The organism is Desulfovibrio sp. 6_1_46AFAA, from assembly GCF_000224635.1.
In the GTDB taxonomy this organism is placed as follows: Bacteria; Desulfobacterota; Desulfovibrionia; order Desulfovibrionales; family Desulfovibrionaceae; genus Desulfovibrio; species Desulfovibrio fairfieldensis.
Window position 1 is genome coordinate 669358 of record NZ_JH114300.1, and the last position, 11074, is coordinate 680431.

The window sequence follows — 11074 nt, forward strand, 5'->3', positions numbered from 1 at the left end:
GGTCCGCAGTCCATCGGAAAGTCCAGAGGCGGCTGGACGACCAAGCTTCATATGGTTGCCGCGAATGCTGAATGCGCGTTGAATTTCAGCCTCACTCCCGGCAACGCCGGCGATGCTCCCGAGGGGCGCAGGCTGCTTGTCCAGTTGGGGCCGATGCCAGCGCCGTGCAGCTTGCTTATGGATGGCGCATATGAGGGTAATGAAACGACTCGCTTGGGACGTGAGTTGGGCTTCACTCCGGTGGTGCCGCCCAATCCCAACCGACTGAAACCGTGGGAGTATGACAAAGAGCTATACAAAAGACGTAATGAGGTAGAACGGCTTTTCAGGAGGCTCAAAGGCTTCCGCCGTGTTTTTACTCGGTTCGACAAGCTCGATGTCATGTTCCTGGCCTTTGTCGTCTTTGCGTTAATTGTTATAGCCCTGAAATAGTGTTAACAGACCCTAGGGCGGCGGCGATGGCCTTTTCAAGGTCTATCTCCTGATCGGAGATGGAAATTTGCTTGGGAGTCTTCATAAAAAGCCGCATCCATCCTGACAAGGAAAATACCGTGAAAATTCCAGGAAATTACTTCTTGGAGTTTTTTTTATTCCCCCGACTGCTTCCTGGCTTCTTCTTTGGCCACGGCCATCAGGTAGCTGAGGTCTTCCCCCAGCACTTCCGCCATGCGTTGGGCATCCGATATCTGAACGCCTTGAGGCTTTCCGGTGTTGGAAGCTTGATTGCGCATGGCTGTCCATCTGGCGGCTGCGGCTTTGGGCGTGTCATCCGGCCAAAGCATGGCCGCGAATTCACCTTTTTTCCAGCCGCGTTGCTTCACCCTGTTCGCTACAAGCTCCACAAAAGCCCGCTCCAGCGCCATGGCAGAATTGTTTTTTGTTGTCATGTCTTGCCTCCGGTTTTACCCAATACGCCGGAAATTCCTTTCTTGTCTATTCAAAAATTCCTGTTAAGTAAAGAAGGAAATTCCTTAAATTTTATTAAAGGAGGTTACGAAAAATGGACACTCCTGGCGGATATTGAAACTCACAGACAAGAAAAATTTCATTATTTCAAGATGTTTTTCATGCGCCCGATTCTGCAAAAAGATTTTTGGCGATGTCGAGGCCAAAGGAAGCAGCCATGTCATCTGAGCAAAAGCCCCTTTCCAACAACATGGCGGGAATTGAGTTTGTGGCTTGCCTGGAGGTAATCAACGAATTTCTTCATAAAAATTGGAAACATTCCCAGATTCATCGGCATTTGAAGCAGGAAGGCAAAATCACCATGTCCTACGGGGCGTTCTGCTACCACATGCGCCGTCTTTCCATGGACAAACACAGGCCAGGAGAAGCGCCGCCCGCTGCACCTGCCAAGCCGGTGCGGACGCCACCAGTTCCACCTGTCCGACCCTCGCAACCCAAAATCATCAAACCGAGTTCGGATACGCTTCAAGATCCGAGAACCGTTGATCCTTCAACCCTTTTTTAAGGAGAACGCATGGCAACAGTACATTTTATCCAGCAGGGCAAAGGCGGTGTCGGCAAGTCCGTCATTGCCTCGTTCCTCTATCAGGTGTTGCGGCACCAAGGAAAAGACGTGGTGGCTTTCGACACCGACCCGGTGAACGCCACACTTTTGGGCTACAAGGAATTCAAGGTCATTCCCATTGATATTGTCCGGCAGGGACAGGTGGACGCCAGGCTTTTGACGAACTGCTGGAAGGTCTCTACGGGCTGCCGGAAGGTTCACACGCCATAGTTGATAACGGCGCATCGTCCTTTCTGGCGCTGGGCAACTATATGAAGGACATCAGCCTGATTCAGCTCCTGGAGGAAGAAGGCCACCAGGTTTACTTCCACTCCGTTGTCACGGGCGGCCAGGCCATCGGCGACACCATCAGCGGGCTCAAGGTGCTGGCGGACGGCTTCGCGCCAACGCCTATCGTGGTCTGGCTCAATCCCTTTTTTGGAGAAATTCGACTGGACGGCAAAGGCTTTGAAGAATTTACCTTCTATCAGGAATACGGGAGCAAGTTTTACGCCATTGTCCAGCTCCCGCAGGTCAATAAAGATACCCTTGGCCGAGATCTGGAAGAGCTTTTCGCCAAGCGCCAGGGCTTTGAAACCGCCATCGCCTCCTGCCAGTATATTGCCGTGCGCTCGCGCCTGAAACGCTATTGGGAACAGCTTATCGGCATTGTCGAACAAGCCGGGATCGCGGGGTAAGCCATGACACAAGGAAACCCCACACCCGGATCGGCTGCACAGCCTGTCGGGCAAGAAGCGCAAAAGAAATTTGCATCCCCACTCCCGGACGGCATTGGATTGACGCTGGCACAAGCAAAAGCTCTGGTCGCCGAGCACAATAAAACTGTCATTGCCGATGACGAACCGGCGCTTATTGAACTTACTATTCTGAATGCTTTTCTGGGTGAGTTGGAAAAACTCCAAACCCGGCACAAAGAAGGCCTGGGCAGGCTGATGGCCGACAAAACGGATGCCTATGTGTCCGGCGTGGCCGCTGCTGTCGCCCAGCTCACGGACAGCCTTTCTTCCGCCTCGGTGGAAGGCATCCGCAAAGTTTTTGATGACCATGCTGCCCGGCTTCAGGTCTTCAAGAACAGCACAACCTGGCTCGCGGTCATTGTCGCAGTCTCGGCGCTGCTTAACGTGGCGGTTTTCGCCCTGAAGGCGGTGCGCTGATGCTCATCCGCCCCTGTGATGACCCGCGCCTGCTGGAAGGTCTGCGCCACGCTTGCGGCCCGCTGTTCATGAGTGCTCTGGAAGATCCGGAGGTGATCGAGATCATGCTCAACCCGGACGGCTCGCTCTGGATTGAAAAGTATGGCCGGGATCATGATCGCATCGGGAAAATTCCGATAGCGCAAAGCAGGCTCATTCTTTCGCAGGTCGCCAGCGGCCTGAACCTCACGGTCAATGAACGCAGCCCTATTGTGGAAGGAGAATTCCCTCTGGACGGCTCGCGTTTTGAGGGCACGTTCCCGCCGATTGTCGGGCCTGGGCCGTCATTTTCGCTGCGCAAGAAGGCCAGCCGAGTGTTCACTCTGGCGGAATACGCCGCTGCCGGTTCCCTCACTCTGGAGGCGGTCAGTCTTATTGAAGACGCGGTTTGCCGCCGCCTGAACATTGTGGTGGTTGGCGGCACGTCTTCCGGCAAGACAACCTTTGTCAACGCGGTGATCGACGCCATTGACCGGCTCACGCCCACGCATCGCCTGCTTATTCTGGAGGATACGGCGGAACTGCAATCCAAAAGCCCCAACGCGGTCTTTTTCCGCACTTCCGTGCTGGCCAACGTGGACATGCGCACCCTGGCCAAAGTCAGCATGCGTTACGCGCCCAAGCGCATCCTGGTGGGCGAAGTGCGGGACGCCGCCGCCCTGGAAATGCTCAAGCTCTGGAACACCGGCCATCCAGGCGGTGTCAGCACCTTTCACGCGGACAGCGCGGAGGAAGCCCTGCCGCGCCTGGAAGAACTGGTGGAAGAGGCCGGGCTCGGCCCCAAGCAGAAGCTCATCGGGCGGGCCGTGGATCTGGCCGTGTACATGGAAAAGACGCCGGACAACCAGAGGCGGATTTCCAGCATCGTCAGGGTCAACAAATTCAACCACAAGGAGGATTTTTATGAAACCGAAACGCTCTACACGGCGAGCGCCGCGTAAGGAAGGCAACACACCATGAAAATGCCCGACAAGACCGCCCCGGAGTATCGCTGCGGTCATTGCAACCGCCTGCTCGCGCGCGGAGCCATTGAAGCCGGTGAAATAGAGCTTCAGTGCCCGCGCTGCAAAACCCGCTTACACCTGCGGGCCTCGCGCCCCAGCCAAGCGCCGCATGACGGCCTCCACGACGGAGACCGTTATGTACGCGAAACGCCTTCTTCCCACCGCTGATTCCCGCTCTTTCCTGAAGCCGCTGGCCGTTCTCGGCCTGCTTACGCTCTGCCTCTGCTTTCCCGATATCGCCGCCGCGTCGGGCGGCATCACCTAGTTTTCAAGCTCTCTGGAACGGGTGGTGAACACCATCACCGGCTCGGCCGGCAAATGGATCTCCATCGTGGCCATGGCGCTCTGCGGCGTCATTTTCATCACCAATAAAGATGACCTGTCCGGGGGCTTCAAGCTGCTCTTGTCCGTGGTGTTCGGCATTTCCTTCATCGCCTTTGCCGCCAGCATCGTGAACTCGGTCTTTTCCTTCTCTGGAGCGGTGATATGAGGCGCTTTCTCCCCATTCACCAATCCCTGCACCGGCATGCCCATGTGCTCGGCGCGGAACGGGAACTGGTCATGACCAGCGCCCTGATCGCGCTGCTGGTGGGCGTGGGCGGCCTGACGGCGGTTTCCATCCTGTCGGCAGTTTTCTTCTGGATCGTCTCGGTGTTCGCGCTCCGGCGCATGGCCAAGGCCGATCCGATCATGAGCCGCGTCTGGCTCCGGCACGTCAAACAACAGGAATTCTATCCAGCCAAGGCAAACCGGTGGCGGGCAGTTGGGGGGTTCAAATGCTGAAACTCAGCGACTACCGCAGCAAAAGCAAAGGCCTGCCGGATCTGCTGCCCTATGCCGCGCTGGTGGAGCCCGGCGTCATCCTGAACAAGGACGGCTCCCTTACGGCCGGCTGGGAAGTGCGCGGCCAGGACACAGCAAGTTCCACGGAAAGCGATCTTTCCCTGGTCTCCAGCCGGTTCAACAATGCCGTGAAACTGCTGGGCAGCGGCTGGATGCTGCACATGGACGCCATCCGTAGCGGACATAAGGCGTATCCGGCGCCGGGCAAAGGGTTTTTCCCCGATCCGGTGACCCGACTCATTGATGAGGAACGGCGTGAATTCTTCAGCCCCGGCATTACTACCGAGCGCTGCTTCAGCACCAGCGCCGTTCTGACCGTCATCTACAAACCGAACTTCCAGGCCGCCAGAATCGCCGGGAAGGCACAGGCGGGAGTGTCCACGGCCGGCGCGCTGGATAAGGCGCTGGCCTATTTCCAGACGTATGAATTGCTCCAGCAGCACGAGCAGGGCAGATTTTCGCATCTGGTGGACCGGATTCATGACGACCTGTCCGCGACGGTCATGCTCATGCGCCATATTGACGAAAGCGTGGAGATATCCGGCTTTGAGCTGCGTCTGATAGGCGAAAACCTCGCCCGCCCGCTGGACCTGCTCGATACGGTCTGCTCCCAACTGGCGGATTTTAACCTGGTACAGAAAACAAGCGTACCGGCATAAGCGTCAGCCAAAGATAGAGACAAGCCCCTGGCAATCACAATTGCCAGGGGCTTTTGTCATCCGTTCAATCCCCGCCGCCTGCGGCGTTGCCGTTCCCGGCATGTCCTGCCCGGCATTCAATCGGCGGCAAGCGCTTTCAAGTTCACATGCGTATAAGTCAGGCGGCTCCGGCTGTATCCGCCAAGGATATCAGCATCTGATTTCAACCGGAGCCGCCCGGCTTTTCCGCCTTTACTGGCCGTTCTGGACCAGATGCTGCAAAGCGGCAAGCTGATCGGCATGAGAGGCGCTGGCCGAGGCATCGGCAACCGCTGTCTCGGCAGGCGCGGCAGGTGCCGACTGCGCTGTGCCGGGACTTTCCTGCTGCGTCTGGCTGTGCGTATCCGGAGCGGCTGCCGCAGTTGCGGTATGTGCCGCGGCGCTCTCGTGGGCCACGGCGGCTGCGGGCGTCTCCGTTCCGGTCTGCCCGCTTTCATGCACGGCGGAGCTGTTGGCGTTCAGTGATTGAGACGTCGTCGACGCGCCGGACGAGAACAGGCTGTCTTCGGCATCCTCGCTGAGGATGGGCTCTCTGTACGCGGAGGATTGATCATGGAAGAAGCCCTCCGCCTCGTCGCCGTCCTGCGCGGCGGCGGGCTGTGCCGCAGGGGACGCTGCGGCTTCATGAGCCGGCGCGCTGCTCCCTTCCTGCGTGCCTGAGCTTGTTGCCGCGCTATCTCCCGCGACAGCCGCCATGTCCGTGCCGGAAAGGGAGTTATGCGTGCTTCCGCCGTCCAGCAGGTTATCCGCCACATCATGGTCCAGCACTTCCGTATCCAGCGCGACAGTGGCGGAAAGCGCGGTTGCCGGGGCGCTGTCCCCGTGCGCGCTGTCCACGCCCAGGGAAGCCAGGGCCATGACCGCCGGAGCGGCATCCGAGCCGTGGATCGTGAGCGTCAGGGTGTTGGTGGCCGTGCCGCCGTGCCCGTCGTCCACAGTGTAGGTAAAGACATCTTGAAGCGAGAGGCCCAGACCAAGATTCTTCACCTCGGTCTGATTGTCGTGCAGGGTGTAAACATAGGAGCCGTCAGCCTGGAGCGTGAGGTCGCCGTACAGGCCGTGGGTTTCGTGCTGGGGCACATAGGTCGGCAGATCATGGATGTCCGGGTCATGCGGGGTGGGCAATATCCCCTCAAGCCCGTGGCCCGAGGAGCCGCTCAGAACCGCCGTCACCGAAAGGTCGGCGTTTGCCGCGGCAACCGTGGGCGTGTCGTTCTGCCCGTTGATGGTGATCTTGATCACCGTGCTTGCCGAGCCGCCGTGCCCGTCCACGACAGTGACCGGGAAGGACTCGGTGAGGGTTTCGCCCACGCCGAGCCCCAGCACGGCCGAGGAATGCTGGTCAAGCACATAGGAATAGGAACCGTTGGCGTTGACGATCAGGGTGCCGTAGCTGCCGGTTGTGCTGCCGGGCTCGCAGTGCGGCGTATCGTGGCTGTCGGGGTCCGTGATGTTCAACAGACCCGAGACGATGCTGCTGCCGTGCTCCGCAATGGAAAGCACCACCGGCAGCACCTGCGGCGCGTCGTTGGTTCCGTTGATGGCAATGGAGATGGTGCTTGTGGCGGTCTTGCCCAGGGAATCCGTTGCCGTAAAGGTGAAGGATTCCGTGAGCTTCTCACCCACGCCCAGTGCCACGACCGCGGACAGGCCGGTATTCAACTGATAGTTATACGTGCCGTTGGCCTGAAGCGTCAGGCTGCCGTACAGCCCCACACCCAGGCCCAGGCCCGCGTTGTCCACCAGGGAGTAGACCACGTTGCCCACGGCATTGAGGGGAGCCGTCACCGCCCCGACCACATTGGACATCGTATCCACCAGCCCGTCGGTAACGGCATTCAGGGAAAGCAGGCTGCCGAGGCCGCCCTTGATGGTTATGGTCAGGGTATTGGACGCCGTGCCCCCGTGCCCGTCCGTCACTGTATAGGTGAAGGTGTCGGTCAGCTTCTGGTTGAGAAGCAGGCCGACCACGGCCAGCAGGCCGGTGTTCAGAGTGTACACATACGTGCCGTCGGCGTTGAGGGTCAATCTGCCGTAGCTGCCGAGCTCATTGCCTTTGGGAGTGAACGTCAGGGTGTCGCTGACGATATGATCCAGGTCGTTGTCAGGGTCCGTGGGCGTGACGAGCCGCCCGCTGAGGGTGGCGTCGGTCTTGACCATGATGCCCGTGGAAGCGCCCACTGAAGGCGCGTCGTTGGTGCCGTTGATGGTCAGGGTCAGGATGTTGGCTGTGGTGCCCCCGTGGCCGTCGGAAACCACAAAGGTAAAGGAATCCGTAAGCTTTTCGCCCACGCCCAGGCCCTGCACCGCGGGCAGCCCGTTATTCAGTTTGTATGTGTAGTTGCCTGCGGCGCTTAGGGTAAGCGTACCGTACAGGCCCGCCGTATTGGTCTGCGTGGTGAATGTCAGGGTGTCATGGATATCCGCGTCCACCGGCGTGGGCAGCTTGCCGGTGACAGTGGCCGTATCCTCAAAGATGGATGCCGTGGCCGCGGCCACGGTGGGTATATCGTTGGTGCCGTTGATGGTCACGGTCAGGGTGTTGGAGGCCATGCCGCCATGCCCGTCGGACACCCTGAAGGTGAAGGTATCGGTGAGCTTTTCCCCTACTCCCAAGCCCTGCACCGCAGGCAAGGCATTATTCAGGGTGTAGGTGTAATTGCCCGAAGCGTCCAAGGTAAGCGTGCCGTACAGGCCCGCCGCGTTAGTCTGGGCAATGAACGCCAGGGTATCATGGATATCCGCGTCCACCGGCGTGGGCAACTTGCCGCTGACGCCGGCCGTATCCTCAAAGATGGCTGTCGTGGCAGCGCCCACCGTGGGGATGTCGTTGGTACCGTTGATGGTCAGGGTCAGCGTGCTGGAAGCCGTGCCCCCGTGATTGTCCAGCGCCGTGAAGGTGAAGGTGTCGGTAAGTTTTTCGCCAACGCCCAGGCCCTGCACCACGGGCAGCGCGTTGTTCAGGGTATAGGTGTAATTGCCGCCGGCATCTATGCTCAACGTGCCGTAGAGCCCCACCGCGGCGATTTGCGGCACGAAACTCACCACATCATGCAGGTCCGGGTCCACCGGCGCGGGCAATTTGCCGCTGACGCCGACCGCATCCTCAAAGATGGAGGCTGCGGCCGCCGTCAGCACGGGCGCGTCGTTAGCGCCGTTGATGGTCACGGTCAGGGTGTTGGAAGCCGTGCCGCCGTGCCCGTCCGAGACTTTGAATGTGAAGGTATCGGTAAGCTTTTCGCCCACGCCCAGGCCCTGCACCGCGGGCAGCGCGTTGTTCAGGGCGTAGGTGTAATTGCCCGAGGCATCCACCGTAAGCGTGCCGTAGAGCCCTAACGCGGCGGTTTGCGGCACGAAACTCACCACATCATGCAGGTCCGGGTCCACAGGCGTGGGCAGCTTGCCGATGACAGTGGCCGCATCCTCCATAATGGAGGCCGCGGCCGCGCCCACCGTGGGGATGTCGTTGGTGCCGTTGATGGTCAGGGTCAGGGTGTTGGAAGCCGTGCCCCCGTGATTGTCCAGCGCCGTGAAGGTGAAGGTGTCGGTAAGTTTTTCGCCAACGCCCAGGCCCTGCACCGCGGGCAGCGCGTTGTTCAGGGTATAGGTGTAATTGCCGCCGGCATCTATGCTCAGCGTGCCGTAGAGCCCCAACGCGGCGATTTGCGGCACGAAACTCACCACATCATGCAGGTCCGGGTCCACCGGCGCGGGCAATTTGCCGCTGACGCCGACCGCATCCTCAAAGATGGAGGCCGCGGCCGCGGTCAGCACGGGTGCGTCGTTAGCGCCGTTGATGGTCACGGTCAGGGTGTTGGAAGCCGTGCCGCCGTGCCCGTCCGAGACTTTGAATATGAAGGTATCGGTAAGCTTTTCGCCCACGCCCAAGCCCTGCACCGCGGGCAGCGCGTTGTTCAGGGCGTAGGTGTAATTGCCCGAGGCATCCACGGTAAAAGTGCCGTAGAGCCCCAACGCGGCGGTTTGCGGGATGAAACTTACCACATCATGCAGGTCCGGGTCCACAGGCGTGGGCAGCTTGCCGATGACAGTGGCCGCATCCTCGATAATGGAGGCCGCGGCCGCGCCCACCGTGGGTACGTCATTACTGCCGTTGATGGTCAGGGTCAGCGTACTGGAAGCCGTGCCGCCGTGATTGTCGGACACCGTGAAAGTGAAGGTGTCGGTGAGTTTTTCACCCACGCCCAGGCCCTGCACCGCGGGCAGCGCGTTGTTCAGGGTATAGGTGTAATTGCCGCCGGCATCTATGCTCAGCGTGCCGTAGAGCCCCAACGCGGCGGTTTGCGGGATGAAACTTACCACATCATGCAGGTCCGGGTCCACCGGCGCGGGCAACACGCCGCTGACGCCGGCCGCATCCTCGACAATGGAAGCCGTGGCCGCGCCCACACTGGGCAGATCGTTGGTGCCGTTGATGGTCAGGGTCAGGGTATTGGTGGCCGTGCCCCCGTGCCCGTCCGAGACTCTGAACGTGAAGGTATCGGTGAGCTTTTCCCCTACTCCCAGGCCCTGCACCACGGGCAAGGCATTATTCAGGGTGTAGGTATAATGCCCGGCAGCGTCCAGAGTGAGCGTGCCGTAGCTGCCCAGCGCATTGTTCTGGGCAATGAACGTCAGAACATCATGGATATTCGGATCTGTGGGCGCAGGCAAATCGCCGCTGACGCTGATCACATCCTCAAGAATCACAGCCGTGGCCGCGGCGACCATAGGCGCCTGGTTGCTGCCGGTGATGCTCATGGTCACAACAGCGGAAGCCGTGCCGCCGTGTCCGTCGGACACGGTGACCGTAAAGGCGTCGGTCAGGCTATCACCGACTCCCAGGCCCGCCACGGCGGGCAGAGAGGTGTTCAAGGTATAGGTATAGCGGCCGTCGGCACTCAGAGTGAACGTGCCGTAACTGCCCGGCGCATTGCTCTGCGGCGTGAAACTGACCACGTCGTGCACATCCACATCCGTGGGCAGAGGCAGCGTGCCGCTGGTAATGGCGCTGTCTTTGGCAATGCCCAAGATTGTCGGGACCAGCACGGGCGCGTCGTTGGTGCCGTCAATGGTCAGGGTCAGGCTGTTGGTAGCCGTGCCCCCGTGGCCGTCGGACACTGTAAAACTGAACGTGTCCGTGAGCTTTTCACCCACGCCCAGGCCCTGCACCGCGGGCAGCGCATTATTCAGAATGTAGGTGTAGTTGCCCGAGGCGTCCACCGTAAGCGTACCGTACAGGCCTACTGTGCCCGCTTGCGGCAGGAAGGCCAGGACATCGTGCACGTCCACATCCGTGGGCACGGGCAGCGTGCCGCTGACAGAGACCGCATCCTCGGCGATCGCGGCCGTGGCCGCGCCCACACTGGGCAGATCGTTGGTGCCGTTGATGGTCAGGGTCAGGCTATTGGTAGCCGTGCCCCCGTGGCCGTCGGAAACCGTGAAGCTGAAGGTGTCGGTGAGCTTTTCACCCACGCCCAGGCCCTGCACCGCGGGCAGGGCGTTGTTCAGAACGTAGGTATAGTTGCCCGAGGCATCCACTGTGAACGTGCCGTACAAGCCCGCCTTGTCCGTCTGCGGGAGAAAAGTCAGCACATCGTGCAGATCCACATCCACGGGCACGGGCAACGTGCCGCTGACACTGGCCGTGCCTTCGGCGATTACGGTTGCGGCCGCGCCCACGCTGGGCAGATCGTTGTGCCGTAATGTCAGGGTCAGGCTGTTGGTAGCCGTGCCCCCGTGGCCGTCGGAACGCTGTAAACTGAACGTGTCCGTGAGCTTTCACCCACGCCCAGGCCCTGCACCGCA

General features: G+C 60.2%; 13 protein-coding genes. 11 read left to right on the forward strand and 2 right to left on the reverse strand.

All coding sequences use genetic code 11. The features are described 5' to 3' along the window. A partial coding sequence (locus HMPREF1022_RS02750; protein ID WP_009301771.1) for an IS5 family transposase occupies positions 1 to 432 on the forward strand: 432 nt, incomplete at its 5' end. Between the two features lie 155 nt (positions 433 to 587). On the opposite strand, the gene HMPREF1022_RS02755 is transcribed toward HMPREF1022_RS02750, so the two are convergent. Next, positions 588 to 887 carry a hypothetical protein gene (locus HMPREF1022_RS02755; RefSeq protein WP_009301772.1) on the reverse strand — a complete coding sequence of 100 codons (300 nt, stop codon included), beginning with the start codon at positions 885 to 887 and terminating at the stop codon, positions 588 to 590. A gap of 236 nt (positions 888 to 1123) precedes the next feature. Between HMPREF1022_RS02755 and HMPREF1022_RS17920 the strand changes: the two genes are divergently transcribed. From HMPREF1022_RS17920 to HMPREF1022_RS02790, 10 genes are read left to right on the forward strand one after another with little or no spacing between them, the layout of a single operon-like run. Beyond that, on the forward strand, positions 1124 to 1471 hold the full coding sequence (locus HMPREF1022_RS17920) for a TraK family protein (RefSeq protein ID WP_156802806.1): 348 nt from the start codon (positions 1124 to 1126) through the stop codon (positions 1469 to 1471). Between the two features lie 9 nt (positions 1472 to 1480). After that, complete coding sequence (locus tag HMPREF1022_RS18810; protein ID WP_009301773.1) at positions 1481 to 1741, forward strand: nucleotide-binding protein; 261 nt, start codon at positions 1481 to 1483, stop codon at positions 1739 to 1741. A gap of 41 nt (positions 1742 to 1782) precedes the next feature. Then, positions 1783 to 2208, forward strand: coding sequence for a hypothetical protein (locus HMPREF1022_RS18815; RefSeq protein WP_009301774.1), 426 nt, complete (start codon positions 1783 to 1785; stop codon positions 2206 to 2208). Positions 2209 to 2211: 3 nt separating this feature from the next. Further along, complete coding sequence (locus HMPREF1022_RS02765) at positions 2212 to 2685, forward strand: hypothetical protein (protein ID WP_009301775.1); 474 nt, start codon at positions 2212 to 2214, stop codon at positions 2683 to 2685. Further along, on the forward strand, positions 2685 to 3665 hold the full coding sequence (gene trbB, locus HMPREF1022_RS02770; protein ID WP_009301776.1) for a P-type conjugative transfer ATPase TrbB: 981 nt from the start codon (positions 2685 to 2687) through the stop codon (positions 3663 to 3665). Before HMPREF1022_RS02765 ends, trbB begins: the two co-directional genes overlap by 1 nt. Positions 3666 to 3686: 21 nt before the next feature. Continuing rightward, the gene (locus HMPREF1022_RS02775) at positions 3687 to 3896 is read left to right on the forward strand and encodes a Com family DNA-binding transcriptional regulator (RefSeq protein WP_083823225.1); all 210 of its coding nucleotides are present in this window, start codon (positions 3687 to 3689) and stop codon (positions 3894 to 3896) included. Beyond that, positions 3865 to 3993, forward strand: a complete 129-nt coding sequence (locus HMPREF1022_RS19055) for a hypothetical protein (protein WP_009301778.1) — start codon at positions 3865 to 3867, stop codon at positions 3991 to 3993. The genes HMPREF1022_RS02775 and HMPREF1022_RS19055 overlap by 32 nt, the downstream gene beginning before the upstream one ends. 12 nt (positions 3994 to 4005) lie before the next feature. Next, positions 4006 to 4218, forward strand: a complete 213-nt coding sequence (locus HMPREF1022_RS18820; RefSeq protein WP_269544138.1) for a TrbC/VirB2 family protein — start codon at positions 4006 to 4008, stop codon at positions 4216 to 4218. Then, positions 4215 to 4511 carry a conjugal transfer protein TrbD gene (gene trbD, locus HMPREF1022_RS02785; RefSeq protein WP_009301780.1) on the forward strand — a complete coding sequence of 99 codons (297 nt, stop codon included), beginning with the start codon at positions 4215 to 4217 and terminating at the stop codon, positions 4509 to 4511. The genes HMPREF1022_RS18820 and trbD overlap by 4 nt, the downstream gene beginning before the upstream one ends. Beyond that, a complete protein-coding gene (locus tag HMPREF1022_RS02790) occupies positions 4505 to 5230 on the forward strand; it encodes a hypothetical protein (RefSeq protein WP_009301781.1) in 726 nt (241 codons plus the stop codon). The genes trbD and HMPREF1022_RS02790 overlap by 7 nt, the downstream gene beginning before the upstream one ends. 231 nt (positions 5231 to 5461) lie before the next feature. Here the strand turns inward: HMPREF1022_RS02790 and HMPREF1022_RS02795 are convergent, their stop codons facing one another. Next, positions 5462 to 10948 carry a VCBS domain-containing protein gene (locus HMPREF1022_RS02795; RefSeq protein WP_009301782.1) on the reverse strand — a complete coding sequence of 1829 codons (5487 nt, stop codon included), beginning with the start codon at positions 10946 to 10948 and terminating at the stop codon, positions 5462 to 5464. Between the last annotated feature and the right edge of the window lie 126 nt (positions 10949 to 11074).

Bases quoted from the DNA above. Each gene is read 5' to 3' on its own strand.
- HMPREF1022_RS02790 (WP_009301781.1), top strand. From the start codon at position 4,505: ATGCTGAAACTCAGCGACTACCGCAGCAAAAGCAAAGGCCTGCCGGAT.
- HMPREF1022_RS02765 (WP_009301775.1), top strand. From the start codon at position 2,212: ATGACACAAGGAAACCCCACACCCGGATCGGCTGCACAGCCTGTCGGG.
- HMPREF1022_RS19055 (WP_009301778.1), top strand. From the start codon at position 3,865: ATGTACGCGAAACGCCTTCTTCCCACCGCTGATTCCCGCTCTTTCCTG.
- HMPREF1022_RS02755 (WP_009301772.1), bottom strand. From the start codon at position 887: ATGACAACAAAAAACAATTCTGCCATGGCGCTGGAGCGGGCTTTTGTG.
- HMPREF1022_RS17920 (WP_156802806.1), top strand. From the start codon at position 1,124: ATGTCATCTGAGCAAAAGCCCCTTTCCAACAACATGGCGGGAATTGAG.
- HMPREF1022_RS18810 (WP_009301773.1), top strand. From the start codon at position 1,481: ATGGCAACAGTACATTTTATCCAGCAGGGCAAAGGCGGTGTCGGCAAG.
- trbD (WP_009301780.1), top strand. From the start codon at position 4,215: ATGAGGCGCTTTCTCCCCATTCACCAATCCCTGCACCGGCATGCCCAT.
- HMPREF1022_RS02775 (WP_083823225.1), top strand. From the start codon at position 3,687: ATGCCCGACAAGACCGCCCCGGAGTATCGCTGCGGTCATTGCAACCGC.
- HMPREF1022_RS18815 (WP_009301774.1), top strand. From the start codon at position 1,783: ATGAAGGACATCAGCCTGATTCAGCTCCTGGAGGAAGAAGGCCACCAG.
- trbB (WP_009301776.1), top strand. From the start codon at position 2,685: ATGCTCATCCGCCCCTGTGATGACCCGCGCCTGCTGGAAGGTCTGCGC.